Origin of the sequence: Pseudomonas shirazensis (genome assembly GCF_050496565.1) — a bacterium.
In the GTDB taxonomy this organism is placed as follows: domain Bacteria; phylum Pseudomonadota; class Gammaproteobacteria; order Pseudomonadales; family Pseudomonadaceae; genus Aquipseudomonas; species Aquipseudomonas shirazensis_A.
This window is the reverse complement of sequence record NZ_JBNWAE010000001.1, coordinates 635,957-662,711: the sequence shown is the minus strand read 5'-3', so window position 1 is coordinate 662,711 and position 26,755 is coordinate 635,957. Positions and strand designations below refer to the sequence as shown.

At 53.9% G+C, this 26,755-nt stretch carries 27 protein-coding genes and 1 pseudogene; 18 read left to right on the top strand and 10 right to left on the bottom strand.

The annotated features are described in order from the left end of the window. Positions 1-134 precede the first annotated feature (134 nt). Together ACQZ2L_RS02965 and ACQZ2L_RS02960 are read left to right on the top strand one after the other, a co-directional pair. Positions 135-1,766, top strand: a complete 1,632-nt coding sequence (locus ACQZ2L_RS02965) for a TniQ family protein (protein ID WP_230082024.1) — start codon at positions 135-137, stop codon at positions 1,764-1,766. Positions 1,767-1,953: 187 nt separating this feature from the next. Beyond that, a complete protein-coding gene (locus tag ACQZ2L_RS02960; RefSeq protein WP_039593249.1) occupies positions 1,954-2,286 on the top strand; it encodes a DUF2790 domain-containing protein in 333 nt (110 codons plus the stop codon). A gap of 305 nt (positions 2,287-2,591) precedes the next feature. On the opposite strand, the gene ACQZ2L_RS02955 is transcribed toward ACQZ2L_RS02960, so the two are convergent. The 6 genes from ACQZ2L_RS02955 to ACQZ2L_RS02930 form a co-directional block, all read right to left on the bottom strand. Beyond that, positions 2,592-3,059: a DUF411 domain-containing protein gene (locus ACQZ2L_RS02955; RefSeq protein WP_039593193.1), complete on the bottom strand. Its 468-nt coding sequence runs from the start codon at positions 3,057-3,059 to the stop codon at positions 2,592-2,594. Next, positions 3,049-3,852, bottom strand: coding sequence for a c-type cytochrome (locus ACQZ2L_RS02950; RefSeq protein ID WP_039593194.1), 804 nt, complete (start codon positions 3,850-3,852; stop codon positions 3,049-3,051). Before ACQZ2L_RS02950 ends, ACQZ2L_RS02955 begins: the two co-directional genes overlap by 11 nt. 9 nt (positions 3,853-3,861) lie before the next feature. After that, positions 3,862-4,836 (bottom strand): copper resistance protein B, encoded by a 975-nt coding sequence (locus ACQZ2L_RS02945; protein ID WP_039593195.1) that lies wholly within the window; start codon positions 4,834-4,836, stop codon positions 3,862-3,864. Further along, positions 4,808-5,056 carry a hypothetical protein gene (locus tag ACQZ2L_RS02940; RefSeq protein ID WP_430324633.1) on the bottom strand — a complete coding sequence of 83 codons (249 nt, stop codon included), beginning with the start codon at positions 5,054-5,056 and terminating at the stop codon, positions 4,808-4,810. The genes ACQZ2L_RS02945 and ACQZ2L_RS02940 overlap by 29 nt, the downstream gene beginning before the upstream one ends. Positions 5,057-5,068: 12 nt before the next feature. After that, complete coding sequence (locus ACQZ2L_RS02935) at positions 5,069-7,045, bottom strand: copper resistance system multicopper oxidase (RefSeq protein ID WP_024014918.1); 1,977 nt, start codon at positions 7,043-7,045, stop codon at positions 5,069-5,071. Between the two features lie 177 nt (positions 7,046-7,222). Next, positions 7,223-7,429: a co-regulatory protein PtrA N-terminal domain-containing protein gene (locus tag ACQZ2L_RS02930; RefSeq protein ID WP_019816895.1), complete on the bottom strand. Its 207-nt coding sequence runs from the start codon at positions 7,427-7,429 to the stop codon at positions 7,223-7,225. Between the two features lie 383 nt (positions 7,430-7,812). Between ACQZ2L_RS02930 and flgB the strand changes: the two genes are divergently transcribed. Further along, on the top strand, positions 7,813-8,226 hold the full coding sequence (flgB, locus tag ACQZ2L_RS02925; protein ID WP_019816894.1) for a flagellar basal body rod protein FlgB: 414 nt from the start codon (positions 7,813-7,815) through the stop codon (positions 8,224-8,226). A 110-nt stretch (positions 8,227-8,336) separates the two neighbouring features. On the opposite strand, the gene ACQZ2L_RS02920 is transcribed toward flgB, so the two are convergent. Next, positions 8,337-8,537, bottom strand: a complete 201-nt coding sequence (locus tag ACQZ2L_RS02920; RefSeq protein WP_047292961.1) for a heavy-metal-associated domain-containing protein — start codon at positions 8,535-8,537, stop codon at positions 8,337-8,339. 358 nt (positions 8,538-8,895) lie between these two features. Here ACQZ2L_RS02920 and ACQZ2L_RS02915 point away from each other — a divergent pair, with 358 nt between their 5' ends. Genes ACQZ2L_RS02915 through ACQZ2L_RS02900 form a run of 4 tightly spaced genes read left to right on the top strand, consistent with a single transcriptional unit; the run spans position 8,896 to position 10,702 of the window. Beyond that, a complete protein-coding gene (locus ACQZ2L_RS02915) occupies positions 8,896-9,171 on the top strand; it encodes a metal/formaldehyde-sensitive transcriptional repressor (RefSeq protein WP_073470825.1) in 276 nt (91 codons plus the stop codon). 20 nt (positions 9,172-9,191) lie between these two features. Continuing rightward, positions 9,192-10,106 carry a CDF family Co(II)/Ni(II) efflux transporter DmeF gene (gene dmeF / locus ACQZ2L_RS02910; RefSeq protein WP_169859580.1) on the top strand — a complete coding sequence of 305 codons (915 nt, stop codon included), beginning with the start codon at positions 9,192-9,194 and terminating at the stop codon, positions 10,104-10,106. A gap of 39 nt (positions 10,107-10,145) precedes the next feature. Further along, complete coding sequence (locus ACQZ2L_RS02905; RefSeq protein WP_024014914.1) at positions 10,146-10,517, top strand: hypothetical protein; 372 nt, start codon at positions 10,146-10,148, stop codon at positions 10,515-10,517. Positions 10,518-10,519: 2 nt separating this feature from the next. Beyond that, the gene (locus tag ACQZ2L_RS02900; protein ID WP_024616838.1) at positions 10,520-10,702 is read left to right on the top strand and encodes a DUF1289 domain-containing protein; all 183 of its coding nucleotides are present in this window, start codon (positions 10,520-10,522) and stop codon (positions 10,700-10,702) included. Positions 10,703-10,739: 37 nt separating this feature from the next. On the opposite strand, the gene ACQZ2L_RS02895 is transcribed toward ACQZ2L_RS02900, so the two are convergent. The 3 genes from ACQZ2L_RS02895 to ACQZ2L_RS02885 form a co-directional block, all read right to left on the bottom strand. Further along, positions 10,740-13,097 (bottom strand): heavy metal translocating P-type ATPase, encoded by a 2,358-nt coding sequence (locus ACQZ2L_RS02895; RefSeq protein ID WP_024014913.1) that lies wholly within the window; start codon positions 13,095-13,097, stop codon positions 10,740-10,742. A gap of 180 nt (positions 13,098-13,277) precedes the next feature. Next, positions 13,278-13,811: a cupredoxin domain-containing protein gene (locus ACQZ2L_RS02890; protein WP_019816982.1), complete on the bottom strand. Its 534-nt coding sequence runs from the start codon at positions 13,809-13,811 to the stop codon at positions 13,278-13,280. Between the two features lie 157 nt (positions 13,812-13,968). Further along, positions 13,969-14,322: a co-regulatory protein PtrA N-terminal domain-containing protein gene (locus tag ACQZ2L_RS02885; RefSeq protein ID WP_024014911.1), complete on the bottom strand. Its 354-nt coding sequence runs from the start codon at positions 14,320-14,322 to the stop codon at positions 13,969-13,971. 204 nt (positions 14,323-14,526) lie between these two features. Here ACQZ2L_RS02885 and ACQZ2L_RS02880 point away from each other — a divergent pair, with 204 nt between their 5' ends. The 11 genes and pseudogenes from ACQZ2L_RS02880 to ACQZ2L_RS02830 all read left to right on the top strand — a co-directional run bounded on the left by ACQZ2L_RS02880 (position 14,527) and on the right by ACQZ2L_RS02830 (position 26,670). After that, positions 14,527-15,213 carry a heavy metal response regulator transcription factor gene (locus tag ACQZ2L_RS02880; protein ID WP_019816984.1) on the top strand — a complete coding sequence of 229 codons (687 nt, stop codon included), beginning with the start codon at positions 14,527-14,529 and terminating at the stop codon, positions 15,211-15,213. Beyond that, positions 15,213-16,601 carry a heavy metal sensor histidine kinase gene (locus ACQZ2L_RS02875; protein ID WP_243241216.1) on the top strand — a complete coding sequence of 463 codons (1,389 nt, stop codon included), beginning with the start codon at positions 15,213-15,215 and terminating at the stop codon, positions 16,599-16,601. The genes ACQZ2L_RS02880 and ACQZ2L_RS02875 overlap by 1 nt, the downstream gene beginning before the upstream one ends. A 360-nt stretch (positions 16,602-16,961) precedes the next feature. Next, positions 16,962-17,345, top strand: a complete 384-nt coding sequence (gene copC, locus ACQZ2L_RS02870; protein ID WP_024014909.1) for a copper homeostasis periplasmic binding protein CopC — start codon at positions 16,962-16,964, stop codon at positions 17,343-17,345. A gap of 3 nt (positions 17,346-17,348) precedes the next feature. Beyond that, positions 17,349-18,287 (top strand): copper homeostasis membrane protein CopD, encoded by a 939-nt coding sequence (copD, locus tag ACQZ2L_RS02865; protein WP_024014908.1) that lies wholly within the window; start codon positions 17,349-17,351, stop codon positions 18,285-18,287. A 73-nt stretch (positions 18,288-18,360) separates the two neighbouring features. Beyond that, complete coding sequence (locus ACQZ2L_RS02860) at positions 18,361-18,702, top strand: hypothetical protein (protein ID WP_080377434.1); 342 nt, start codon at positions 18,361-18,363, stop codon at positions 18,700-18,702. Between the two features lie 100 nt (positions 18,703-18,802). Further along, positions 18,803-20,059 (top strand): TolC family protein, encoded by a 1,257-nt coding sequence (locus ACQZ2L_RS02855; RefSeq protein ID WP_243241218.1) that lies wholly within the window; start codon positions 18,803-18,805, stop codon positions 20,057-20,059. Continuing rightward, on the top strand, positions 20,056-21,540 hold the full coding sequence (locus ACQZ2L_RS02850; RefSeq protein WP_243241220.1) for an efflux RND transporter periplasmic adaptor subunit: 1,485 nt from the start codon (positions 20,056-20,058) through the stop codon (positions 21,538-21,540). The genes ACQZ2L_RS02855 and ACQZ2L_RS02850 overlap by 4 nt, the downstream gene beginning before the upstream one ends. Then, complete coding sequence (locus tag ACQZ2L_RS02845) at positions 21,537-24,680, top strand: efflux RND transporter permease subunit (protein WP_024014904.1); 3,144 nt, start codon at positions 21,537-21,539, stop codon at positions 24,678-24,680. The genes ACQZ2L_RS02850 and ACQZ2L_RS02845 overlap by 4 nt, the downstream gene beginning before the upstream one ends. 355 nt (positions 24,681-25,035) lie before the next feature. Next, positions 25,036-25,365 (top strand): HNH endonuclease signature motif containing protein, encoded by a 330-nt coding sequence (locus ACQZ2L_RS02840; RefSeq protein WP_073470827.1) that lies wholly within the window; start codon positions 25,036-25,038, stop codon positions 25,363-25,365. After that, positions 25,350-25,703 (top strand): annotated as a pseudogene (locus ACQZ2L_RS02835) (DUF3703 domain-containing protein). Before ACQZ2L_RS02840 ends, ACQZ2L_RS02835 begins: the two are co-directional and overlap by 16 nt. Before the next feature lie 55 nt (positions 25,704-25,758). Further along, positions 25,759-26,670, top strand: coding sequence for a cation diffusion facilitator family transporter (locus ACQZ2L_RS02830; protein WP_024014903.1), 912 nt, complete (start codon positions 25,759-25,761; stop codon positions 26,668-26,670). Positions 26,671-26,755: the final 85 nt, after the last annotated feature.

Sequence of the window (26,755 nt, the reverse complement as noted above, 5' to 3'; positions counted from 1 at the left end):
ATGAATTCACTACGATTCAAAGTTGAGCGGCTGTGTCATTTTCAAATCCAGACCGGATACAGAATTTTAGGGGTTGCATATATACTGCCCCCGGATGCACATTCTCTTCGAGCCCTACCTTTAATCGGTAAATGATGTCTGATCTATTATTTTTCCCCGTTTCGATGCCGGATGAAATGCTTTACTCTCGTGTCACCCGATATCACTATCTGTCAGGTAACAGAACCGCGACGGAAACCTATCGCGATTTGTTCGCATCGAAACCCTTTTGCATCGGTGGCATCGTACCCAAGCAGATCGAGAGGCTCGCGCACAGGCTGCCGGGGCAATCGGAGAGCAATCTCGCAGAGTTGATCAGTAGCAATACTACTTTTCCTGCTTACCGGCCGTTTCTTGGCGTTAAGCAGGGGCCGGAGAACGACGTAGGGCCACTGGGTTATGACGGGGTGGTACGGGTGCCCCGCAGAGAAGAGTCCACCCATGGCAAGGCTAAGCTTTGTCCTACCTGCGTTCAGGAAGATCTGATTGAGCGGGGTTCTGCCTACTGGCATCGATCTCACCAGATACCCGGTGTTGCCGTCTGTTGGCGTCATGGCGACGCATTGATCCATGCCTGCCCCGAGTGCTCTCGCCCGTTCTACCGTAAATTGAAGCTGCTTCCCAATCTGACTGAGCCATGTGCATGCGGCTGGAGCCCGTTAAACAGCGCAGCAATACACAAGGGGTCAAAGATGGAACAGAAAGTCGCTCTGTTCGCACACGATATCCTGCAACGCAATATCCCTCCGATAGGCAGTACGGTATTGAGTTCGTGCTACGTCCGCCAATGCAAGAAGCGCGGATTCATTTTCGGAAAAAATGCGGGTATTGCAAAACTGTTCGACAGCATCCAAAGCGCTTACGGCGACGAGCTTTTGGCGCAAATTGATCCGGCCTATAACACCGGGAAGCATGAGCAATGGATCCGGCTCAAATCAGACAAAGGTCAGCTAAATATGCCGCTCGCGCGGCATTTGATCATTGCTCTTCACTTGTTTTCAAGTGCAGATGGCTTTGAAGAGGCTCTGAAAAATGAGTCTATCCTGCTGAGTGCCGCTGTTTCTCCGCGAGCGCCCAAAGTCGAAGAATCGCGTCTAAGCCAAAAAACTAGATATCGCCAAAAAATCGAGTTGCTTTTAGCGCTACGTACCGATGCCGATATCGAGTACCTCTGGAAGAAGGCGTACAAACCTACGCAATGGATTCTAGAAAATGATAACGCATGGTTAATGGCAAAACTCCATGCACCTAAAAAAGCTACAGTTAAGGTCGAAAAGTCCATCGACTCAAGAGACGACGCCTATGCAGCCCTTATCGAAGCGGGCGTAGATGAGCTGTATAAAGTTACGAAAGATCCGAAGAGAGTGAACATTCGGAATTTACAATCGCTGCTCCCAGGTTCGTTACCTCATGAGCTGGATCTACGCAAGCAGAGGTTCCCTCTTACTTATCAACAGATCAAGATTCATCAGGAGTCAGTATGGCATTTCCGTCTAAGAACTTTAGTGTGGACTGTCTCTGAACTCATCAGGATGAAGCTCCCCGTGAATTACTCGACGGTAAGATTGACCTCAGCGGTATCAAGCAAGGTTTTCCTGGCTTTTTGCAGTTTCTTCGAGTGGGATCTGGAAAGCCTGGCAAGAACCGGGGTCGACGCGGAGGTCCTGCTCAGGTCTACCGGCGTATCGAGGAATTGGGAGGGACCACCGGTTCAAATAAGCTTTTGAGGGCATCTTTGTTCCGTCACCGTCTGCCAACCTTGGGTGTTAACAAAAATCCTATCTGGCTTGAAAGCGTAAATGCGGGGTAGCGTCCACCTTTCACATTAGTAACCTTCGCGGCAGCTTTCTGAAAGCTTTCACTTGTTACTCTTTAACTCAGTAAATTGAGCTTTAGGAGAAAATCATGAAAGCAATGACAGCAGTGAAAGCGTTTTGCGCCGCTTCGATTTTGACCTTATCTTCATTAGCCATGGCTGAAGGAGGCGGTGACCGCGTGTATGGTCGAATGATGCAAGAGAACCAACAAGCAATGGAGCAATATGCCTCAAGGAACGGCAAGACTCCTCCTGAAGTTGTTCATTATGAATATGGTATGAACCTCGATATCCAGAAGGTCGTCAGTGTCACGCAAGCCAATAAAACCTGTGGGGTTGCTCCTTCACGCATGACCTATGAAGACTCTACGGGCAAGCTTAACACCGTGGAATATAAGGTCATGGCCGACAACTGCCCCCATGGAAGCTAGACAATGAAAATTATTTAAGAACTGCATAATTTTCCTTTGTCCGAAACTAGCTTACTGCTCGCTGACGTAGAAGTAATTTTCAGGAAAGCCTGAAGTTATCCACTTTATGAAATCATGTCCGTCAGTCGAGGGGTTTCTAACGTGCAGTAAACAATTGCTCGACCACCTGATACATCCCGCCTCCTTGTTTTTCCTTTGGTTTGGGAGGTGGCTTAGGCGCCCTAGTGGCGCCTTTTTTACGTTCGAAATGAGCTATGTCCTCTGCACGGCCATGACCTTCACCATGCAGGAGCGAGATTAGAAGATCAGTTTTCGGGGTATTCAGCGACGACGTGGTCTGTGCCTGCCTTTGACAAGCCGATTACCTTATACGCGTCATGTTTCCCGTCCACTTCCATTCCTGGGGAGCCGGCCGGCATGCCTGGAACGGCAATCCCGAGCAGGTCATCACGTTTGCTCATCGCAATGATTTGCTCGGCGGGCACGTGACCTTCAACAAACTTTCCGTTGATGGTTGCTGTGTGACAGGACGAGAGCTCAGGAGAAATTCCGAAACCGCGCTTGATCGCGCTCATGTTGGTTTCCACGTGATCAACGACGGTAAAGCCGCTGGCTTCAAGGTGCTGGACCCATTTCTTGCAGCACCCGCAATTAGCGTCGCGATGTACATCGATCGTCAATGGCTCTGCTGCGTGACTGGCTGAACTGATGAACAGAGCCACGAAAGCAGCGAGACGAAGTGCCCGTCTGCGACGAAGAGAATTATTTCGCATGGGTATGTTCCTTCCCATCAGTATGTGTATGTGATTTGGGCTGTACGGTTGGAGTCGGGGCCGCGTCATCTGAAGCTTCCCTACCCTTATGATCGGCGTGGTCAGCAGGCTCCTTTGCAGATGGCGCTGCGGAGGGGCCATGGGCATGTGCCGTGTTTTTCTCGTCATCATGAGCGCGGACTTCCGCCCTTTGGTCGGCAGCACCTGCGCCACTTTGCCCCTGGATCGTTCCATGCTGACCCTCATGGTTGTGCATCACGCTTTCGCCACCACCGTGTTGATGGCCACTGCTACTCGTGATCAGAGCTTTGTATTGCTCTGCATCCAGTGACGGAAGCTGCTGGAGAAATGCAACCATCCCCCATACGTAGGGATCGGCCATGCTTTTGCCCCACGCGGGCATGCCGGTGGATTTGATTCCGTGTTTGATGATCCAAAAAGCTGCAGCTGGGTGCCCGTCGACGCCCAGTTTCGAAAGATTCGGAGGTGCAGGGTAAAGGCTGTTACTCAGTTCGGTGCCTGCAAGCCCCGGAGCCAAATGGCAACCGACACACATCGAGTTGTAGTTGCCAGCACCTTCACGGATGAGAGCTTCTTGGCTCAGGTCGGGGACCTGAATGTCGCGCGAGCGCACGTGTATCGAGCGATCCCGAGCAATAGAAAGTAGCGCGTAGACGGGGGCAGAGTGGGGATCATCCGCCCCGACATTGATCACGCCGAAATACACCACGCCGGCAGCCGCTGCTACGGTGGCCAGACCAGCAGCTATTAGTGCCTTCAGTGTAATCTTCATGCCCGGTTCTCAGAACCACATCCGTATACCGGCGACAAAGCGTGCCTCGCTGGCATCTTCACCTTCCTCACGTGCAAAGTCTGCCGTATTGCCATAGGAACGGCTCCAACTCACCCCGATATAAGGGGCAAATTGGCGGACAATCTCATAACGCAATCGGAGCCCCACTTCGGTGTTGGCTAATCCGGACCCGATGCCGCGCTGAGGGTCATTCTTCCCATAAAAATTGACCTCGGCCGTCGGCTGCAAGATCAATCGATTCGTCAGCAGAATGTCGTAATCGCCTTCCAGTCGAGCAGCCGATTGACCGTTCTCACCGATGTAGGCAGTTGCTTCGGCCTCGAAGTTGTAGAGGGCCATGCCCTGAATGCCGAGTGCGGCCCAGGTTTGAGGGGACCCTGGTTTGAAATCCTGTCGTACACCGGTGACGACGTCCCACCACGGTCCGATGGAGTGCCCCCAGAGCGCGGATAATTCAGCGCTTTCCGTCACGCCATTGGTACGTTCGCCTTCCGAGCGCAACCACAGTCGATCAATGTCACCGCCGATCCATCCTTTCGCATCCCAGGCCAACGCACTACCGTTGTCAGCATCCTGGTATTCAAACTTATCCAGCAGCATGAAAGAGTTGATTGTTTTGTCGTGGACACCATGACCAGCGACATCTGGGAAGGCGGCTGCACGGTCAGCATCGGTAAGAACGGGGATAGGGGTTCGACTGGTTGTCGTCGTCCCTTCATCCATACTTTCCATGCCGGTCATTTGACCGTCGTCCATTTTCATCTTGCTGTGCTCCATAGCCCCCATGTTGCTATGGTCCATCGCTCCCATGGAGCCATGGTTCATCTTGGAGTGATCCATCTCTTCAGCGGCGTGAGCCACGGCAAAGAAGACAGGACTCGTAGAAACTGCCAATACCATCAACGTTGGGCGTAAAAAATTCCTGGTCATGATCTCAATCCGCCTTCTTGTTTTCTTGGTCATGATCCATCGACTCATGGCGCATCTTGGTATGAGGCATCGTCGCGTGATTCGGCGTTGCCTCGTTTGACGTGGTCGCAGTCTTGTTCGGCGCATCCGCAGAAGTAGCAGGTGAAGGATCAGCACGTTCTTCGACTGCCAATGCTACGCAGGAGAATCCACCCATCAGGCCAAAGGCAAAGAGGCAACCGACCAGCGATTTACGATTTAGGTGTGTGCTCACAGATCGTCTCCTTTACTCATCAACCCGTACTTCACGGAACATGCCCATTTCCATATGGAAAAGCAGGTGGCAGTGATAGGCCCAGCGACCTAAAGCATCGGCGGTGACTCGATAGCTGCGCTTGGTACCCGGTGGCATGTCGATTGTGTGCTTACGTACCATGAACTTGCCGTTTTCATCTTCAAGGTCGCTCCACATTCCATGAAGGTGGATGGGGTGCGTCATCATGGTGTCGTTTACCAAGGTGATGCGAAGACGCTCCCCGTACTTGAGGCGAAGGGGCTCAGCATCAGAAAATTTGATGCCGTTGAAGGACCAGGAAAACTTTTCCATGTGACCGGTCAGATGCAGCTCAATGGTGCGATTGGGCTCTCGGCCATCAGGGTCCTGGAAAGTGCTCTTCAGATCTGAGTAAGTGAGCACGCGTCGACCGTTGTTCCGCAAACCGATACCTGGATCGTTCAGTTTTGGCGTTGGGTTCATGGCCTGCATGTCAACCAACGGGTTGTTGGTTTCGGACGCTGGGTGAGATTGCATCTCGCCTCCCATGCCCCCCATGCCTCCCATCTGGCTGTGATCCATGCCGGCCATGTTGGGCATGTCACCTTTGTCCATCCCCGCCATCTTGCTGTGGTCCATGCCGGCCATGTTGGACATGTCACCTTTGTCCATACCTGCCATCTTGCTATGGTCCATGCCGGCCATATTAGTCATGTCACCACTGTCCATGCCGGTCATCCCGGTCATGCCACCTTCGTCCATTCCCTGCATCTTGCTGTGATCCATGCCAGCCATACCTGACATGTCACCCGGTTTCATATCGCCGCCGCCCATGCCAGCCATGCTGCCATGGTCCATGCCAGCCATACCGCCCATGCCCATGTCATCCATGGTCAACAGCGGACGCGGATCGATCGCCGGTACCGGTGCTTTCAGTCCTTCACGAACTGCCAAGGTCCCCCGCGCATAGCCGGTTCTATCCATGGACTGGGCGAAGATTGTGTAAGCCTCCTCGGTGGCAGGCTCAACAATCACATCATAGGTTTCTGCCACGGCGATGCGGAATTCATCGACACTGACTGGTTGGACATATTGGCCGTCGGCCGCCACCACGGTCATTTTCAAACCAGGAATGCGAACATCGAAATAGCTCATCGCTGAGCCATTGATAAAGCGCAGGCGCAGCTTCTCGCCAGGCTTAAAAATACCGGTCCAGTTGCCGTTCGGCGCTTGGCCATTCATGAGGTAGGTGTAGGTATCCCCGCTGACGTCTGCCAGATCAGTGGGGTTCATTTTCATTTCGGCCCACATTTTCCGGTCGGCGACGGCAGCAGACCAACCTTGCTTGCTGACGTCGTCGATGAAGTCGCCCACGGTACGTTTGTGGTGGTTGTAGTAGTCCGATTGTTTCTTGAGTTTGGCCATGACGCGACCAGGATCCTCATCGGTCCAGTCAGTCAGCATCACCACATAGTCGCGATTGTATTGAAACGGCTCAGGCTCTTTCGAATCGATGACTATTGGCCCGTAAACACCGGCCTGCTCTTGCAACCCAGAATGGCTGTGGTACCAGTACGTGCCGTTTTGATGCACCTTGAACTTGTACTCGTACATGCCGTCGGGCGCGATGCCATGGAAGCTCAAACCCGGTACACCGTCCATGTTGGCAGGCAAAATGATGCCGTGCCAGTGAATGGAGGTATCTTGCTCCAGACGGTTTTTCACGCGCAGAGTGACCGTCTCGCCTTCGCGCCAACGCAGCAAAGGCCCCGGCAACGAGCCATTGATGGTCATGGCTGTGCGCGGCGAGCCAGTGATGTTTACCGGCGTTTCACCAATAAACAGATCAAATTCGTTGCCGGTGAGGACGCTCGGCAGGCCGGGACTGGTCACTGCCCATACAGGAGTGCGCCACAGACCAAGGCCACCAAGGATGCCGCCGGCGGCCAGGCCTTTAACGAATGTCCGTCTAGAGGTTTTGGAATGCATGCCGTTTATTTCCAATCAGTCAAAAGGGAGCCGTTCAAATCAACCCGTGAGTTGGCAAGATGAGCTTCGCGTACCGAAAAAAAGACGAATTTTTCATTGCAAGCGAGCTCAGAAATTGCCACATCTAAACCACCTTCGTGATTACATTTCTGTCAGCTTGGCCGCGTGCCTGATCGTTCAGCAGTTTTTATGGTCCATCGCTTTGGCTTTGCTTTCAGCGACAGGCGGTTGAGCGCTCTGCGTTTGAGCTACCTGGTACGATTCCATCGAATTCGTCCTGGCCACTTCCATACGTGCGAAAGTCCGGTCACCACCGCCTTCAGCCATGGCCAGAGTGGAAACAGTCAGCGCTGCGACGACGAACAAGGTTTTGATGGTGTTCATATGGGCTACCTCAGATGTGTGAAAATATCCCCTCTGAATCACATCATGGATTGGACTCTTTGGGGGTGAGCAAAAGACTCAGTTGGACTATAAGAGACACCCCCTGTCAGGAAGCTTAGGCCAATATTACAGTTGTGTCAGTTTGGAATATTTTTCTTGAAGTACACGCTATTTAATACGTATGGTCTCCATCTTTTCGCATTGCGCGACTTTTATTGAATATAAGATTGAAGTGTAATCATTGCTTTGGGTTCCATTAATTCTCACGGAGGCGATGTTCTAGGTCTCTGCATTAAAATTAATAGGAGACTTGAATGCTCTGCTGCAACAGCTGGGTGTTCAATGATCAAAGAAGATAGTAATGCCACCGAGGGTGATTGATTGTGAGTATTAATTTTGAGAAAGCATTAGGCTCCGCAGAAAGAGCGTTAGTTTATCGTGGCCAAAGAGCTGAGATCTTAAGTAACAATATCGCGAACGCTGACACTCCGAACTTCAAAGCCCAAGACTTGGATTTTTCTACTGTGCTCGCCAGCCAAACCAAAGAACCTGCTACCACTGCGTTTTCTTTGAAAACAACAAACGCAAAGCATTTTCTTAAGAAAGAATCGGCGGTGGCTATATACGGGCGCGACTTGCTTTACAGCACGCCGGCTCAGCCTGCCTTGGACCAAAATACTGTCGATCAGCAGGTCGAGGTCGCGAAATACACGGAAAACGCGATACGTTTCGATGCCGCTTTTACTCGGCTAAATGGAGCATTCAAGGGTTTGCTCAAAGCTCTGCGCGGTGACTAGCAGCATAGGCGCATGCGAGCCAACTTTGGCCGATACAGCGGCTCAGGTACTTTCGGATTCAAAGGTATTCACCATCAGACGACGCTCTACTCAGGAGCAGGCGTCTCCATTCAATGGCTGATCTTGGAAGGAAAACCAACAGCCTCCACAGCTTTACGAAGCTGTTCCGCGTTTTCGCTACTTTCAACACTCACCTTACCGGTTGATCGATCGACTGAGACCGTAGCGTTGCCGTCCAGTGCCTGGATCGCTCTGGTGATTTTGCCGACGCAGCTGCCGCAACCAATGCCTGATACATCTAAGACGACCATGTTAATTATCCTCGTGCTGAGCGGTGTCTTTTCCCCGCAGCTAAAGCATCGACGTTGACACCGTGGCAAGGTCAACAATTATCTAATCAAGGCCGTGAGCGTCATTTCGAGAAATTTCACAAACTTGACCACCCGGTTGTTAATCAGCTCACTACCGTTTGAACGGATTCGACCAGTGCGCCCTATGGCCCTGGTCGGTTGAGGTCGCCTAACGGCACATTGCGGCTCTCTTGCTTGATCCCTCGATTTTGTAAGCCTCTCGTTCCGTCAAAAAGCTTTGATCTGTCCTCCCGCGAACCTTGCATAGGTATAGGGGGTACGCCTATCATGCGAGCTAATATAGCCAGGGGGGTATCACGTGGGCCACATCGCATCACACAAAGACGATCTTCTTAAACGCGTAAAACGTATTGCCGGACAGATTCAAGCTGTTGAACGAGCATTGGAATCGGATCTCGACTGCGCCAAGACACTCCATCTTGTTGCGGCCACTCGGGGTGCCATCAACGGGCTGATGGAAGAGATCATCGAGGATCACGCACGAGAGCATGTCGCGAACCCTGCGCTCAGCGAAGAAGAGCGTAACAAGGGCGTCGAAGAGCTTCTTGAAGCTATCCGCCGGTACTCCAAGTGAATGCATCCAGGTAAACACGTATGAGCAGGACAGACATCGATTACACACACGACCACGTGTTTCTAGGCTCAGCGCACGACGAGAATGCCAAGCGTACGCTTTGGGTTGTAGCACTCACGGTGGTAATGATGATCGGGGAGATCACCGCCGGCTATATCACGGGTTCGATGGCGTTACTGGCCGATGGCTTCCACATGGCAACCCATGCCGGCGCATTGGGCATCGCGGCGGCCGCTTACGGATACGCAAAACGCCACGCTACCAGCCAGCGCTACAGTTTCGGTACAGGAAAGGTTGGAGACTTGGGCGGGTTCGCCTCGGCGCTGATTCTCGGCATTGTTGCGTTGGGCATTGGCGTTGAATCGGTCATGCGTTTGTTGCAGCCAACACCGGTTCAATTTGGCACCGCGACCCTCATCGCCGTTGTCGGTTTGCTCGTCAACATTGTCAGTGCCCTGCTGCTGGGGCATGGGCACGACCACGACCACGACCACGATCACCCTCATGCCCACAACGGAAACGACAACAACTTGAGGTCGGCCTATGTCCATGTCATTGCAGACGCGTTGACGTCGATTCTGGCCATCGCTGCATTGCTTGCCGGTCGGTATCTGGGCTGGGTGTGGCTCGACCCGGTCATGGGTATCGTCGGCGCTTTCGTTATCGCGCGTTGGGCCTGGACCTTGATGGGGGTAACTGCGGGCGTGTTGCTCGATCAGACCGACGCCCACGTTGCCGAGGAAATCCGCGAACTCGTTGAGAAACCGGGTGGCGCTACCATTACAGACTTGCACGTTTGGAGGGTGGGTCCTCAAGCGCGCGCGGCGATCGTCAGCGTTCTAGGTGAAGCCACTGTGAACGCCGACAGCATTCGTGAACGTCTCAAACCGGTTCACGAAGTCAGCCACCTGACCGTCGAGTTCCGACAAACATGACTCAGCGCCTGTCCAGCACAGCCTCTATAGGAAACACCGATGCCGCCCGGTAAACGTGAGCTGGCTCGAATCGAGCGCCAGTTGATCGTCACGCTCACCGACGCGTGCGAAACAGCAAAGGACGAGATAAAGGGCTTTATTTGGCTCACTCACACCGCTGACCTAAGTGCGTTGGCTGAAACCCTAAAGGTCATCTGGGTGTTCGAAACCCTGGCTGACAGGAAGCGGGCCGAGATTGATGCGAAGGCCCGCATCTTTGAGTTGACGGCGATCGCCTTGAAAGAGGCCAATCTTGACCTGCCTGTTTCAGACCGCAATGTCCGCTTTGACTCGGAGCAAGAGTGCCAACGCACGCACATAGGCGACTGGAAACGTCGCATGGCTCAACTACATAAAGCTAAGGGGGACTGACCATGGCAAAAGAAATCGAGAATCCTTGTATCTCGGTTTGCCAACTCAGTGGTGATCTGTGTGTGAGCTGCGGGCGAAGCAAGGAAGACATCAGAAAGTGGAAGCGCATGAAGCGGCCTGAAAAAATGGCCGCTGTGCAACGGGCGAATGCGCGCTTAAAGGGACTGAAGAAAGCACATGGATAGCCATTCCCCCGAGTTAAAACCGCTGCAATTTTGAAGGTCAGTCAACTCGGGTATTCCTCAGCCTCAATGCATTGAAAACTACAGATGCAGAACTGACGCTCATGGCTATGGCAGCGATCATTGGCGACAGGAGGTGCCCCGTCAATGGATAGAGCAAACCAGCGGCAAGAGGTATACCCATTGAGTTGTAGAGAAAAGCAAAGCCCAAATTCTGGCGCATGTTTTTAACTGTGGCGACCGAAAGAGCTCGTGCTCGTAAGATCCCCATCAGGTCACCTTTGACCAGCGTGAGTTGCGCGCTATTCATCGCCACGTCAGTCCCCGTTCCCATGGCTATCCCCACATCTGCTCGCGCCAGGGCCGGAGCATCGTTGATACCGTCACCTGCCATGGCCACTTTTCGCCCGTGTTGCTGTAGGTCTGCCACCAGACGTTCCTTGTCTTGGGGTTTGACTTCACCGTGGACCTCTTCAATCCCCATCTCCCTGGCGACAGCCCGAGCGGTAGTAAGCCCGTCCCCAGTAGCCATGATGATTTTCACGTTGTGAGCCTTAAGCTTGGTGACGGCCTCTTTTGAGGTCGGCTTGATCGGATCTGATACGGCCAACAAACCTGCCAATGCGCCGTCGACGGCGAGGTAGATAATACTGATGCCGTCAAGTCGCAACACCTCAGCGCGCTCTTGTAGGGAGTTGGTGCTCACGCCTGCGGCTTCCATCAACGCTGTGTTCCCCAGCTGGAGCTTCTTGCCATCGACAACGCCACTGACGCCGATACCCGAATCCGACTCAAAGGATTCGGGCTTGGTGAGCTTTATGTTCTCGGCTCGGGCGTGATCGACGATCGCATGTGCTAAAGGATGCTCGCTGCCCTGATCAAGGCTGGCAGCCAGGTGAAGGACGTCGTCGGGATTGAAGGTGGGAGTGGCCTCCACGCTGTGAAACACGGGCCGTCCCTCTGTCAGGGTGCCTGTCTTGTCGACAATCAGCGTGTCGATTCTGCAAAGGCTTTCAATTGCACTGGCATCTCTGAACAAAACACCCATGCTGGCTGCTTTACCTGTCGACACCATGATCGACATAGGCGTAGCAAGTCCCAACGCACAGGGACAAGCGATGATCAGCACGGCGACAGCGTTGATTAGACCAAACACCCAACTGGGCTCAGGGCCGAAAAGCCCCCAACCGATAAATGTCATTATCGCAATCGCGATAACACCCATCACGAAGTAGCCGGCAATCGAGTCGGCCATTCGTTGCATCGGCGCCTTGGAACGCTGAGCTCTCGCGACCATCTGTACGATCTGGGACAGCATGGTTTCGGCACCGACCTTCTGGGCCTCCATCACCAGGCTCCCATGCGTATTCAGCGTGGCGCCGATCAGGCTATCTCCAGCTTTCTTCATTACCGGGACTGGCTCGCCAGTGAGCATCGACTCATCCACCGCACTTTCACCCTCAAGTACCGAACCATCAACTGGCACCTTTTCACCCGGTCTGACCCGTAAGTGGTCTCCCAGGTGCACATGTGTGAGAGGAATGTCTTCCTCCTGGCCATCGGCATTGATCCGGCGTGCAGTTTTGGGCGAAAGGCCGAGAAGAGACTTAATGGCGGCGGAAGTTTGTGATCGGGCTTTGAGCTCAAGGATCTGGCCAAGCAACGTGAGCGAGATGATGACCGCTGCCGCTTCGAAGTAAACGCCGATACGTCCATCTTGCATGAAATTGGAGGGAAAACTTTGGGGGAAGAGCGTTGCTATGACGCTGTACAGATAAGCTGCGGCGGTGCCCAACCCAATCAGAGTCCACATGTTGGGACTGCGATTTTTAACCGAGGCCAGTCCCCTTACAAAAAAAGGCCATCCTGCCCATAAGGTCACGGGTGTCGCCAGAGCGAACTCGATCCAGTTTTGAGCCGAACCATGAAGAAGTTGTAACGAGTGACCCGCCATCGCGAGCACGGTTACGACCACGGTTAAGGGCAGCGACCACCAGAAGCGGCGATTGAAATCCCGGAGTTCAGGATTTTCTTCTTCATCAAGCGCCGGCATGACAGGCTCTAGTGCCATGCCACATTTAGGACAGTTACCGGGGCCGGTCTGCCGTATTTCAGGATGCATCGGGCACGTAAATTCAGTGCCCGTTTGTACCGCAGACTCCGGCGTTGTGCTGCCTGACTCGTTGCGCACCACGTGGCCACTGTAGCGCTCAGGGTCCGCTCGAAACTTCTCCTGACATTTCAGGCTACAGAACCGATACGTCTGTCCTTGGTAAGTCTCAGCAAATTTACTCGACGAAGTGACTGCCATTCCACACACCGGGTCATGTAGATCAGCATCATCCCGGGAAGCAGCATGGGTGTGATTATGGTCGTGATGGCCAGAGGTGGTAGGCATGTCTATTCCCCTTGTAAGGTGCTACTAGAAATGAGCATATTCAGTACAACGCTGATTTGCGGCTCCACAGTGGTGCGGTGATGTTTCCGCACGGACCCCGGCTGAGAAGCGTTGCTATGTTACTTGCGACTTAGCGTAGCCAACTCTTGCGTCGGGCCGGCAGAAACAGCCGACTCCGGTTTATTTCAGATCAAATTCGCCGACCATTCCCGATTGGTAATGCCCCGGCACGTTGCAGGCAAACTGAAGCCCTGCACTGTCGTTGAAGGTCCAGATCAGCTCTTGGGTTGAGCCAGGCTCAATCAGGACACTGTTAGGGTCGTCATGCTCCATTGCGACCATCTTCATTCCGCCCATGCCGTGGCTCATGCCGCTCATCTTCCCGGTACCGGTAGGGCTTAATGTTCCGTTCTTGAACATGCTTGCCATTTCTTTCTGGTGTGCTGCATGAGCAGCGGCTTTGCCGATGTTGAACTCATGCAGCAGCGAACCCTCGTTGCGAAGGACAAAGCGGATTGTTTCACCAGGTTTTACGTCGATGCTTTTAGGCTTGAAAAAAATGTCGCCCATCTCGACCTCTACAGTGCGGGTAACGTCAGAGGCCACACCAGGCTGGCCTATGTCGTCTTGTCCATGCCCAGCATTAGCCATAGCCGTAGCAGCGAAAAAAAGGGTCATTGCTGCGATGAACGGGGTAGCGAGCGTAGTTTTCATGGTGACCTCAGGAATACGTGGGAACATTGGCTATGCTAATGATGCTCAGCTGCCAGCTAACTGACTTGGGCATTACTTCTTTGTCAGTTTTCTAAATAGATACGGCGTCCAATTGACGCCGCAACAAGATGCTGACAAGTACTTATCCTGGGGGCGTTTATTGATGGTTTTCTGAAAGCATCAATTTGTGCTCGCGCTGCATCTGGCGCAAAACGTCGTCAACAATTTTGTCGTGCTTCTCCATCCAGGCTAGATGCTGTTGGGGTGACATTGAGGCATCTGGGTGATCGTTGTGGAGCTGGCTCATGATGTCGCCAAGCATCTTCATGTGTTCTGCCATGTGGACGTGACGCTCTCCTTCAGGGGCTTGTTCAGCTTTCATCAACGTGGCCTCGGCCTTGTCGCGCAAACCTTCCATACGCTCAATCACACGATCTCCGCCGCTTTCAGCCCACACAGAAGCCGAGACCAGTATCGAGCTTACAAAAAACAGCATTTTCAGGTGGTTCATCGGGGTAGCTCCTCATGAGGGAATCCGACTTCCATACGATTCATCGCTCAGAGGTCGGTCGAGCACCAATGAAGTGCTCATGTCTGAACCCTAGCCAGCACTCGCTGACATCTACCTGAAGCCAAGATTACTTTTCTGTCAGTTGCTGGTTGGCTGCCAGTTTTCGTTGCAGACTCCGCTTAACCTTTATCTGAGAACGACCTCATGAGACTTCTTGTCGCTGAAGACGAACCAAAAATAGGTATCTATTTGCAGCAAGGGCTCAACGAGGCCGGGTTCAATGTCGACCGTTTCACGAATGGAAAAGAGGCGCTTCAGCACGCTTTGAGCGAAGCCTATGATCTGCTGATTCTCGACGTCATGATGCCGGGTTTGGATGGCTGGGAAGTCCTGCAGAAGGTGCGCGCTTCCGGGAAAGACGTCCCGGTGCTTTTTCTCACCGCCAGAGACCGCGTTGAAGACCGAGTGAAGGGACTTGAACTCGGTGCGGATGACTATCTGATCAAACCCTTCGCGTTTTCTGAATTGCTTGCTCGAGTCAGAACGCTGCTGCGTCGCGGTAGCAGCGCACCTTCGCAAACCTTTATGAAACTGGCTGACCTTGAAGTGGACCTGCTCAAGCGTCGAGCCATCCGAGGAGGCAAACGCATAGACCTTACGGCCAAAGAGTTCGCGTTGCTTGAGCTTCTGCTGCGTCGTCGAGGGGAGGTGCTGCCAAAGTCTCTTATCGCCTCCCAGGTTTGGGATATGAACTTCGACAGCGATACCAACGTTATCGAGGTTGCAGTGAGACGGCTCAGGGCCAAGATAGACGACGATTTTGAGGTCAAGTTGATTCATACCTCAAGGGGAATGGGTTACATGCTCGATGCACCAGATTCGGAGTCGTGATGAACCGGATGTCCCTGACGACTCGTATGAGTCTGATGTTTATGCTCGCGGTAACGGCCGTGCTCACGGTCGCCGGACTCAGTTTCAATAACCTCAGCCGGCATCATTTCAAGATGCTGGATCAGCAGGCATTGTACGAAAAACTCCACTCGACCCAGCGGATCTTGTCCGGGCTGAGCAACATCGATCAATTCAGCGAGGCTAAACCGGAGTTAGAAGCGCTGCTGGGCGCACACCGTGATTTGACTGCGCTTATCATCGATGGCGACGGCAAGGTGCTGTTTGCGGATCCCGGCCCGGTCGACGTTCCGAAGGCGTTTCGAACAACCACAAACACAACCGTCTGGGAATGGCGGGAGCAAGAGCAGATGTTCCGTGGTGTGACTGCGCAATCCGTAGTGACGGGACAAGAAAGGCCATTAACTGTCATGTTGATTTTTGACGTTACGCAGCATATGTCCTTTTTCGAGACGCTCGAACGATGGTTTTGGATAGGGTTGGTGATCAGCGCATTGGTCAGTGCTGCACTCGGCTGGATGGTAGCTAGCAGTGGCATGCGGCCTATCCGCCAGGTCACACGGGTTGCTGCCTCCATGTCAGCAAAATCACTCAAGGAGCGTATTCCCCTGGCACCCGTTCCGAAAGAGCTTCAACAGATGGTGTTGTCGTTCAACGCCATGTTATCCAGGCTCGACGATGCATTTGTCCGGTTATCCAACTTTTCGGCAGACATTGCCCACGAACTACGGACCCCCGTGAGCAACTTGATGACCCACACTGAAGTGGTGCTTTCGAGAAAAAGAAACATCGAGGACTACGAAGACAATTTGTACTCCAATCTTGATGACTTGAAGCGCATGAGCCGGATGATTGATGACATGCTTTTTCTGGCGAAATCTGACAATGGTCTAATTACGCACGAGAGCAAGCCAATAGACCTGGTGGCTGTCGTGGAAAAATTGCTTGAGTACTACCGCCTGTTGGCTGATGAACGAGGGATCGAGCTCAAGGTTTCAGGACGGGGGAGCGTGCGAGGTGATGTTCTTATGCTCCACCGAGCGATTTCCAATCTGCTCTCAAATGCGCTGCGCTACACCTATGAAGGGACGTCAATCAGTGTCGATATTCAGCACAAGGATGCGTCGGTAACGGTTGTCGTGGAAAACTATGGTGAGCCCATTGCCCCCGAACACCTTGAAAAGCTGTTTGATCGTTTTTATCGCGTGGACCCAGCGCGGCGAGAAGGAAGTCCGAGCAACGCAGGGCTAGGTCTGTCAATTACCCGATCAATTGTCGAAGCGCACAATGGCAAGATCTGGTGTACGTCAGGCGACGGGAAAACGGCTTTTCATCTTGAGTTTCCGGCCGTCGATTCAACGGTTAGCTGAGCGACGAACATTTGTGATCATCGGCGGGTTGGCGTTCTGCGCTTAGCTACGCCTCTGCGGATTTTGTAGATCGATTTAACTCCCCGGTCCTGCGGTATGCCGTCTCTTTTCCAGGCCTTGCTACGCTCAACGACTAGATGCCAAACATCGGATCAAGCTGACTGAAATGTAATCGAACAGTTTGTGATCGTGTGGCATCGTGTTCTCGCACTGTAACGTTAGGGCTAGCGAGTTTCTCCTGTTCAACCTGGCGAAGAGGACGGGGGCTCCGAGTTAATCAACAGTGGTTTTTAAAGAAATTAAAAACTAGTTCCTCCCAAAAAACCTCGAATCAACAGCGCTTGCTGTGAGGAGTCTTGCATGTCATTCCTTAAAACTACGTCCGTGGCCGTTGCAATCACTGCTGGTTTGCTTCTGAGTGCAGTGGCCCAGGCACATCCGAAACTACTTTCTTCCACTCCGGCAGAAGGCTCGGATGCGGCGGCTCCGTCGAAAATCGAACTGCATTTTTCTGAGAATCTCACCACTCAGTTTTCCGGTGCAAAGCTGATCATGACCGACATGCCTGGCATGCCTAACTCCCCCATGGGTGTAAAGGCCGCTGTCGCTGCTGGTGGTGATCCGAAAACGATGGTGATTACGCCGGCTGCACCGCTGACCACCGGTACCTACAAAGTTGAATGGCGTGCAGTGTCTTCGGACACCCACCCGATCACCGGCAACTTTTCATTCAAAGTGAAATGATCCATGAGCGACTCATTAAATATCGTGGTTCGCTTTGCTCTCTATTTTGACCTGATGTTGTTATTTGGACTGGCCATATTCGGCTTGTACAGTCTCAGGGGAAAGGAAAGGGTATCGGGCACGGTCTTGAACTTTGAGTCGCTTCTTTACGGTACTTCTATTGCAGGTGTAGCTCTGTCCCTTGCTGCGATGTTGTTGCTTGCAAAAGCAATGAGCGGTGTATCGGAGCTTATGGAGCTACATCACCACATTTTTGAAATGGTCATCATGGGCACCGATGTTGGGTTGACCTGGATGGTTCGGATAGCCGCCTTGGTGGGGGCAATTCTGGGCGTCGCGTTGAATAAACGATATCCGACACCCAGCCTCTGGATCGTCACCGCCTGTGGAGCAATCGCGTTGGCCACGCTAGCCTGGACAGGGCATGGTGCCATGGACGAAGGCAGCCGCCGCTACTGGCATTTTCTCAGCGACATTTTCCATTTATTAGCGGCAGGTGGCTGGTTGGGTGCTCTAGCGGCCTTCGCTCTACTGCTGCGGTTGAAATCGCTGAAGGGTGAGGAGGAAGCACGTATTCTTGCCCGCGTGCTGACTGGCTTTGAGTCGGCCGGCGGTGTGATTGTTGCGATCATAAGCGTTACGGGAGTTGTAAATTATCTTTTCATCGTCGGTCCCAACCTTGATGAGGTCATGCTCAGTACCTATGGTCAGTTGCTGTTTTTGAAGATCCTGCTCTTTGCCGGGATGATCGTTTTAGCGACGCTGAACCGCTTTCACTTAAGCCCGCTATTGGAGCGCTCGGTTCGCAATGGTCAATACTCTGTAGCGGTCAATGCCTTGCGCCGCAGCATGAAATTCGAATTCCTGATGGCAATCCTCATCATCTGTCTTGTCGCATGGTTAGGCACGCTAAGTCCTGAAATGGAAATGAGCGCGCAATAGAGGTTTCTGGCAGCTAACCAAGAAGCCTAGAACGTGATTGTTAGCACCATTTCTACTGGCTACACTTCAGCCCATGACACGCTATCTACGGCTTTGCCTGATTTTCCTGATTAGCCTGGCGCTTCCCTTCAGCGGGATGGCGGGTGTTCAGGCGCCGACAGAGCCGTGCCCCATGCAAACCATGGGCATGGCGATGATGGACGGCATGGGCCAAGACTGCTGCCATGACATGAAAAGCCCAACCGAGCACGGTAAACCCTGTAAGCCGGGCCAGGAGTGCAAGACCGGCGGCATGCTGCAAGTCTCCATCATCAAGCCTCCGGTGACCCTGTCGAGCCCCCTCGCAGCGTCCATCTCCATAGATTCCCATCCTGTGCAAACCCCATCAGGGGTATGGCGACCTCCCCGCATTTGATTCCTGTACCACACTGAGCCTCATTCCGCGTCAGGCGGTATGGGATATCTGCGTGCATCTCTCATGAAGCACGCAGTGGATCATCACAGGAATCGTGAACATGAAATCCAAGTGCTATTGCACAGGGCGGCCCCTCGTGGCCATCTTGGCGGCAAGCGTATTGGCCACGCCGAGTTTCGCTGCTGCGTTGACACTCGATGATGCTTTGCAACTGGCTGAAACCAATGCGCCGTCGCTGACTGCACAAGATGCAAAAATTCGTGCCGCCACTAGCGCAGCCATCCCAGCCGGGGAACTACCCGATCCCAAGTTGCTGGTAGGTATACAGAACTATCCCATTGGGGGGCCGGATCGCTGGAGCATCGATCAGGACTTCATGACCATGCAAATGGTCGGTGTCAGTCAGGAAATGCCCAACAGCGCCAAACGAAAAGCCCGAATTGAGGTTGCTGATGCAGCCATTGAGCGCGCTGCCGCTGAGCGTCAGGTCGAACGTCTAAAGGTTCGTCAGGCCACGGCGCTGGCCTGGATCAGCAGCTATTCCGTTGAGCGTAAAGACGCGCTGTTCCAGGACTTCTATAGGGAAAACCGCCTGCTGGCCGATACCGTCCGCGCGCAGATTGCCGGTGGCCGCGCTCAACCTGCTGATGCCGTCACGCCCAAACAGGAGGCGGCACAACTGGAAGAGCAGCAGGACGATCTGATTCGCCAGCGATCGCAAGCCCGATCAGCTTTGAAGCGCTGGATTGGACCAGCCGCAAACGATAAACCCGTGGGCAGCTTGCCTGAATGGCCTGTAGAAGCCTCTGGTTACTCTCATAAGGTTCAACATCACCCAGAATTGGCTGCGTTTGCCCCAATGACCCGCGAAGCGCAGGCCAGGGTCCGCGAGGCCGAAGCGGAAAAGCGGTCTGATTGGAGCTGGGAAGTCGACTATCAGCATCGCGGCCGAGAGTTCGGCGACATGGTCAGCGTGCAGTTTTCATGGGATCTACCACTGTTTCCTGACTCGCGACAAAACCCAAAAATCGCAGCCAAGCATGCGGAACTCAATCAGCTTGAGGCTGAGCGTGAAGTCCTTTCACGCGAGCACACCCAGCAATTGGAGGATGAGTTAGCGGACTATGAGCGCCTGAACCGCGCCGTTCATCGAGCCAAGACCAGCCTGCTCCCTTTGGCTAAAGAAAAGGTCGAGCTCACTATGGCCAGCTATCGCGCCGGCAAAGGCGATCTGAACTCCGTCGTGGCCGCTCGGCGCGAGCTTATCGAAGCCCGTCTCAAGCAGATTGATGTTGAAGAGCAGCGTGCTCTCACCAGCGCTCGCCTGTATTTCGCCTATGGGGAGTCCGCTCAATGATCTCTCGAACATGGAAAGGGGTTTTTGTTGTCAGCATCTCAATTGCCTTGGGCGTTGCCGGTGGTTACTGGTTGGCCCAACCGAGGGTGAGCGCAGTACCGGATGCAGCATCGGAGCCGAAGCCGGAGCCATCAGTCGATCGCAAGGTTCTGTATTGGTACGACCCCATGTACCCACAACAGAAATTCGATAAGCCGGGTAAGTCGCCCTTCATGGACATGGAGATGGTCCCTCAGTACGCGGATAGCAAGGGGGACAGCGCCACTGTTCGCATTGATCCAAGCCTGACCCAGAATCTTGGTGTGCGACTGGCTACGGTCAATCGAGGTGTGTTTGCTTCGAGTCTGGACGTTGTCGGTGTATTGACCTTCAACGAGCGTGACGTCGCCGTCATCCAGGCCCGTACGGCGGGTTTCGTCGAGCGCGTGTATGCCCATGCTCCTGGCGATGTGATCAAAGCCAACGCCGCCTTGGCGGATATTCTTGTCCCGGAGTGGGCTGCGGCTCAGGAGGAGTTTCTCGCACTCAAGCGTAGCGGCGATGCGGGCTTGCTGGCAGCGGCTCGCCAGCGTTTGCGGCTTACCGGGATGCCGGCGGCATCGATTACTCAAGTAGAGCGCAGTGGCAAAGTCCAACCGAACCTGACCCTCACCAGCCCTATCAGTGGGGTGTTGCAAGAACTCGATGTGCGCGAAGGTATGACAGTGGCTGCCGGCCAAACGCTGGCACGCGTGAATGGGTTGAGTAACGTCTGGCTGGCTCTGGCGGTCCCGGAGACTGAATCCGGGTCGATCCAGCTGGGCCAAGTGGCTGAGGCGCGTTTGGCCGCGTTCCCAGGCGTCGTGCTCAACGGCGTGGTAAGCGCGATTCTTCCAGAAACCAATCCCGATAGTCGCACCCTTCGCGTGCGCGTCGAATTGCCTAATCCGCAAGGCCGTCTCAGGCCGGGCATGACCGCACGCGTGAGCCTTAATCGCGCGACGGAGCAAAGTGTGCTGTGGGTGCCGAGCGAGGCGGTCATTCGCACCGGTCGACGTGCTCTGGTGATGCTCGCTGAAGACGCCGGTCGCTATCGTCCCGTGGAGGTGCAACTTGGGCAGGAAAGCGATGGCAAGACGGCGATATTGAAAGGCTTGGAAGAGGGCCAAAAAGTGGTTAGCTCTGGCCAGTTCCTGCTCGACTCAGAGGCCAGTCTTAAAGGCATCGTTGCCAAATCAGAGGAACCTTCACCCACCAGTGCAGCCGCCGCCGGTTTGCATGAAGCGGATGGGCAAATCGTTGAGATCAACGATAAAGAAGTCACTCTCGCTCACGGCCCTTTTAAGACGCTGGGCATGCCTGGCATGACGATGACGTTCCCGCTCGCCAATCCCGCTCTGATGCAGGGTCTTAAAACGGGCGACAAGGTCCGGATAGGTGTGAATCAGACCGACGACGGCTTGCGTGTTGAGCGTCTGGACAAATCAGGGGGCCAGCCATGATTGCAGCCCTGATTCGTTGGTCCGTAACCAACCGATTCCTGGTGCTACTGGCGACGCTGTTTATCACGGCGTGGGGCATTTGGTCGGTGCAGAGCACGCCCATTGATGCGCTACCAGACTTGTCCGATGTGCAGGTGATCATCCGCACCCCGTATCCTGGACAAGCACCCCAGATTGTCGAGAACCAGGTCACCTATCCGTTGGCCACCACCATGCTCTCAGTACCAGGTGCCAAGACGGTGCGTGGTTATTCCTTTTTCGGTGACAGCTTTGTCTATGTGCTGTTCGAAGACGGCACTGACTTGTACTGGGCTCGCTCGCGGGTGTTGGAGTACTTGAGCCAAGTACAAAGCCGCTTGCCGGCCAGCGCCAAGCCAGCGTTGGGGCCAGATGCGACAGGCGTAGGATGGATCTTCCAGTACGCGCTGGTGGATCGCACTGGCGGGCATGATCTGGCGCAGCTACGCGCACTTCAGGACTGGTTCCTCAAGTTTGAACTCAAGACCCTGCCCAATGTGGCGGAAGTGGCCACTGTGGGCGGCATGGTCAAGCAGTACCAAGTGCAGCTTGATCCGCTCAAACTGGCCAGTCTTGGTATTACGCAGGCCGAGGTGACCGAAGCGATCGGCAAGGCCAATCAGGAAACGGGTGGCGCGGTGCTGGAGATGGCAGAGACCGAGTTCATCGTGCGTGCATCCGGCTACCTGAAGACGCTCAATGATTTTCGGGCGATCCCCCTCAAGCTGGGATCGGGCGGTGTGCCGGTGAACTTGGGCGATGTCGCCACGATCCAGTTGGGGCCGGAGATGCGCCGTGGCATCACCGAACTCGACGGCGAAGGCGAGACGGTTGGCGGCGTGGTGATTTTGCGCAGCGGTAAGAATGCTCGCGAGACCATTGCGGCGGTCAAGACCAAACTCGACGAGTTGAAAAGCAGCCTTCCGGCCGGAGTGGAAATTGTCACCACCTACGACCGTGGGAAACTGATTGACCGCGCTGTTGAAAACCTCAGCCACAAGCTCATCGAAGAGTTCATCGTTGTCGCATTGGTTTGCGGGATCTTTCTTTGGCACCTGCGCTCCTCTCTGGTGGCTATTATTTCCCTGCCGGTCGGTGTACTGATGGCCTTTATTGTCATGCGCTACCAAGGGCTCAACGCCAACATCATGTCCCTGGGTGGGATAGCCATCGCCATCGGCGCCATGGTCGATGCTGCTGTGGTGATGATCGAAAACGCACACAAGAAAGTTGAGGCATGGCACGTGGCCAATCCAGGTGAGGAACTGAATGGTGAACGTCATTGGCAGGTAATGACCGAAGCGGCGACTGAAGTTGGACCAGCCCTATTCTTCTGTTTGTTGATCATCACTCTTTCGTTCATTCCGGTGTTCACCCTGCAAGCGCAAGAGGGTCGGCTGTTCGGCCCGCTGGCTTTCACCAAGACCTACGCCATGGCTGCAGCAGCGGGATTGTCAGTGACCTTGGTGCCGGTTTTGATGGGCTACTGGATTCGGGGACGGATTCCTAATGAAAAAAACAACCCGCTGAGCCGCTGGCTCATCCGGATCTACCAGCCGGCTCTGGATGCAGTGCTGCGGCGACCGAGGATCACGCTGCTTGTGGCGGCGTTGGTGTTTTTTAGTGCGCTATGGCCAATGTCGCGCTTGGGGGGCGAGTTTCTTCCGCCTTTGAATGAGGGCGACCTGCTCTATATGCCTTCGGCGCTGCCCGGATTGTCCGCACAGAAAGCGGCGCAACTGCTGCAACAGACCGACCGCCTGATCAAGACCGTGCCAGAGGTCGAACATGTCTTCGGTAAAGCGGGACGTGCCGAAACTGCCACCGACCCGGCGCCGCTGGAGATGTTCGAAACCACCATCCAGTTCAAGCCACAGGAGCAATGGCGACCAGGCATGACTCCGGAAAAACTGGTGGAGGAGCTGGACCGAGTGGTGCGAGTTCCTGGGCTGACGAATATCTGGATACCACCGATTCGCAACCGAATAGACATGCTGGCTACGGGGATCAAAAGTCCTATTGGTGTAAAGATTGCCGGCACCAACCTGACGGAAATCGATTCGGCGACTCAGGCGGTCGAGCGAGTGGCCAAGGGCGTAGCCGGTGTCAGTTCGGCTCTGGCCGAGCGATTAACCGGTGGACGTTACATCGACGTGGATATCGACCGACAAGCCGCCGCCCGATACGGACTGAATATCGCCGATGTGCAGTCGATCGTGGCCGGCGCTATCGGCGGGGAAAATGTCGGTGAAACCATTGAAGGGCTTGCACGCTTCCCAATCAACGTCCGTTACCCTCGGGAGTGGCGGGATTCGCTTAGCGCTTTGGAGCAGTTGCCAATCTACACCCCGCTAGGCAGCCAGATCACCCTTGGCACAGTGGCGAAGATCAAGGTCAACGACGGGCCGCCGATGCTCAAAAGTGAAAACGCACGGCCTTCAGGCTGGGTGTACATCGACGTGCGTGGCCGGGACATTGCATCGGTAGTCGCCGATCTACGTCGGCTCGTCAGCGAGCAGGTCAAGTTGCAGCCCGGCATGAGCCTGAGCTACTCAGGTCAGTTCGAGTTTCTTGAGAGGGCAAATGCACGACTAAAACTGGTGGTCCCCGCCACGCTGCTGATCATCTTCGTCCTGCTTTACCTGACATTTGCACGCTTTGATGAGGCTTTGCTGATTATGGCCACGCTGCCATTCGCTCTCACGGGCGGAGCATGGTTTCTCTATCTGTTGGGATTCAACCTGTCGGTTGCCACCGGGGTCGGCTTTATCGCCCTGGCTGGAGTTTCTGCCGAATTTGGCGTGATCATGCTGCTCTACCTGAAAAATGCCTGGGCCGAGCGTCAAGAGCTCGGTGACAACACAGAACGCGGGTTGATGGCCGCGATTCGTGAAGGCGCTGTGCAGCGCGTTCGCCCCAAGGCCATGACCGTTGCGGTGGTTATCGCTGGTTTGTTACCAATACTTTTAGGAGGTGGTGCCGGCAGCGAGGTGATGAGCCGCATTGCCGCCCCGATGATTGGCGGTATGGTCACGGCGCCGTTGCTGTCGCTGTTCGTCATTCCGGCGGCCTATCACCTCATGCGCCGTCGACGCCTATCCGCTGAGCCTGGCAGGCACTAACGCGGAAAAAATGTGCAAAAGGGGCTGCGCTTGCAGCCTCGTTTGAGTTGCACATCTCGTTGTCATCAGTTCTACGCGCGGTATGTATCGAAATTAGCGAGTTTATGTATTTTGCATAAACTCGCTAATTTCGATACATACGCTGTGGTCAGTGCCATTCCCCACCAGCACTTGCTAGAAAAACGCCCGCTTCCATCACTGCGTTTCGATGAGCCAAAAAAAGCACCCTGCTCAAAGCCGACTTAGCATTCGTCACCCTGATATCTCTCTTGAAATTGAGGCAAATGACCTTAATATGATCTTATCTTGCCGTCATCGTTTTCGATCATGGATGTTTCTCGGGGGGTAGGTCGGAATGGCAGAACAAGAAGACGCAAAGCCTGCGAGTGGGCGCTTTAATACGAATGATGAGACGAAGCGGATCGTATGGACACAGACCGCTGGTCATTGTGAACTGTGCGGCGCAGATCTAACGTTCGACTATCGTGCCGGCAAGCCAATGAAATGGGGCGAAGTGGCGCATATCCTACCCGCCAGTCCCAAGGGGCCTCGGGGACGTGCGGATCATGATGCTGAGGCGCACACAAACGATACTGCCAACCTGATGCTCCTCTGCCCAGGCTGTCATGACAGAATTGATCGTGACGCAGATGGTTACCCTGAAAATAGTTGGAGCCCAAGCTGAAAGAGATTTTGCATAGGGCAATTCTTGAGGGCTTCGACGAAGCTCGGGTGGCGATTCTGTCCCGAGATTATGGGCGCGCTTACTATTGGCTTGAACGTACCCACATCCTCTCACAACGCCGCACTTTGCTACGTGCAAAGTCACACGTCTTGATGCTGTACGTGGGCGTCAAGACACATGATCCTCGGGAGATCCTGGGACAAATAACACGAGTTATCGCTGCACTGCTATTTTCTAAAGTATGAGTGCCTTCGGGGAATGCTGGTCGTGCCCGGGTCAGTTCTTTTCAGGTGATGCCTCTTTCTCAAGAGCTGGAAACTCTTCTGAATGAAGATTGATCCTCATGCGCGGTCTGAGTCGTTGTCGCATCCGCTTACACCCATGGAGAGACATATGAGCGCTGGTCATAGTCACGGTCAAGCACGTGCAGGACATGAGAAAAAACTGTGGATCGCTCTAGCGTTAACGACGAGTTTTATGATTTCAGAGGTCATTGGGGCTTTCATTACCGGCAGCTTGGCGTTGTTATCGGACGCAGCTCATATGCTGACCGATTCCACTGCATTAGCTATTTCATTGGTCGCTATTCAGATCGCCAAGCGCGCTGCGGATAAAAAAAGGACATTCGGATATGCACGATTTGAGATTCTCGCAGCTGCTTTCAACGCGATTCTGTTGTTCATGGTGGCGGTGTACATCCTATACGAGGCCTACCAGCGGTTTAAAACTCCGACAGAAATAGAATCGATAGGCATGCTGATCGTGGCAGTGATTGGGCTAGTTGTGAACCTTGTCTCAATGCGCTTGCTGATGTCTGCCAGTGACGAAAGTCTTAACGTCAAAGGTGCTTATCTGGAGGTTTGGAGTGACATGCTAGGCTCCATAGGCGTGATAGGAGCCGCATTGATCATTCGCTTTACCGGATGGATTTGGGTTGACGCGATCGTTGCCGCAGCTATTGGGTTATGGGTCCTTCCCAGAACTTGGATCTTGCTTAAAGAAAGCATGAATATCCTGTTGCAAGGGGTTCCAGAGGGCATCGATATCGCTGAAGTGGAGCTAAGAATAAGGGCGGTTGAAGGCGTTGAAGATATTCATGATTTGCATATCTGGGCTTTGACCAGCGGCAAGAATGTCATGAGTGCACACCTTGTCGTCCAACGTTTCTCCCGCACCGAGCAGGAAATATTAGCTGAAGTAACGCACCTTATGAGCGAAGCGTTCCATATTAGCCATACGACGCTTCAATTAGAGGATTCGCGATTTCATGAAGGGCTCGAAGAAAGCGAAGGTATGCAGCACTAGTAAGATACGTCGCGAACAGCCCATGTCAATGGTAGGGCACGTAAGGGGAAGCCCCCTACACCACCAGAGTATTTCTAGAGGTATG

Coding starts and splice junctions, on each gene's coding strand:
- ACQZ2L_RS02965 (WP_230082024.1), top strand. CDS start 135: ATGTCTGATCTATTATTTTTCCCCGTTTCGATGCCGGATGAAATGCTT.
- ACQZ2L_RS02960 (WP_039593249.1), top strand. CDS start 1,954: ATGACAGCAGTGAAAGCGTTTTGCGCCGCTTCGATTTTGACCTTATCT.
- ACQZ2L_RS02955 (WP_039593193.1), bottom strand. CDS start 3,059: ATGCGAAATAATTCTCTTCGTCGCAGACGGGCACTTCGTCTCGCTGCT.
- ACQZ2L_RS02950 (WP_039593194.1), bottom strand. CDS start 3,852: ATGAAGATTACACTGAAGGCACTAATAGCTGCTGGTCTGGCCACCGTA.
- ACQZ2L_RS02945 (WP_039593195.1), bottom strand. CDS start 4,836: ATGACCAAGAAAACAAGAAGGCGGATTGAGATCATGACCAGGAATTTT.
- ACQZ2L_RS02935 (WP_024014918.1), bottom strand. CDS start 7,045: ATGCATTCCAAAACCTCTAGACGGACATTCGTTAAAGGCCTGGCCGCC.
- ACQZ2L_RS02930 (WP_019816895.1), bottom strand. CDS start 7,429: ATGAACACCATCAAAACCTTGTTCGTCGTCGCAGCGCTGACTGTTTCC.
- ACQZ2L_RS02920 (WP_047292961.1), bottom strand. CDS start 8,537: ATGGTCGTCTTAGATGTATCAGGCATTGGTTGCGGCAGCTGCGTCGGC.
- dmeF (WP_169859580.1), top strand. CDS start 9,192: ATGAGCAGGACAGACATCGATTACACACACGACCACGTGTTTCTAGGC.
- ACQZ2L_RS02905 (WP_024014914.1), top strand. CDS start 10,146: ATGCCGCCCGGTAAACGTGAGCTGGCTCGAATCGAGCGCCAGTTGATC.
- ACQZ2L_RS02900 (WP_024616838.1), top strand. CDS start 10,520: ATGGCAAAAGAAATCGAGAATCCTTGTATCTCGGTTTGCCAACTCAGT.
- ACQZ2L_RS02895 (WP_024014913.1), bottom strand. CDS start 13,097: ATGCCTACCACCTCTGGCCATCACGACCATAATCACACCCATGCTGCT.
- ACQZ2L_RS02890 (WP_019816982.1), bottom strand. CDS start 13,811: ATGAAAACTACGCTCGCTACCCCGTTCATCGCAGCAATGACCCTTTTT.
- ACQZ2L_RS02885 (WP_024014911.1), bottom strand. CDS start 14,322: ATGAACCACCTGAAAATGCTGTTTTTTGTAAGCTCGATACTGGTCTCG.
- ACQZ2L_RS02880 (WP_019816984.1), top strand. CDS start 14,527: ATGAGACTTCTTGTCGCTGAAGACGAACCAAAAATAGGTATCTATTTG.
- ACQZ2L_RS02875 (WP_243241216.1), top strand. CDS start 15,213: ATGAACCGGATGTCCCTGACGACTCGTATGAGTCTGATGTTTATGCTC.
- copC (WP_024014909.1), top strand. CDS start 16,962: ATGTCATTCCTTAAAACTACGTCCGTGGCCGTTGCAATCACTGCTGGT.
- copD (WP_024014908.1), top strand. CDS start 17,349: ATGAGCGACTCATTAAATATCGTGGTTCGCTTTGCTCTCTATTTTGAC.
- ACQZ2L_RS02860 (WP_080377434.1), top strand. CDS start 18,361: ATGACACGCTATCTACGGCTTTGCCTGATTTTCCTGATTAGCCTGGCG.
- ACQZ2L_RS02855 (WP_243241218.1), top strand. CDS start 18,803: ATGAAATCCAAGTGCTATTGCACAGGGCGGCCCCTCGTGGCCATCTTG.
- ACQZ2L_RS02850 (WP_243241220.1), top strand. CDS start 20,056: ATGATCTCTCGAACATGGAAAGGGGTTTTTGTTGTCAGCATCTCAATT.
- ACQZ2L_RS02845 (WP_024014904.1), top strand. CDS start 21,537: ATGATTGCAGCCCTGATTCGTTGGTCCGTAACCAACCGATTCCTGGTG.
- ACQZ2L_RS02840 (WP_073470827.1), top strand. CDS start 25,036: ATGGCAGAACAAGAAGACGCAAAGCCTGCGAGTGGGCGCTTTAATACG.
- ACQZ2L_RS02830 (WP_024014903.1), top strand. CDS start 25,759: ATGAGCGCTGGTCATAGTCACGGTCAAGCACGTGCAGGACATGAGAAA.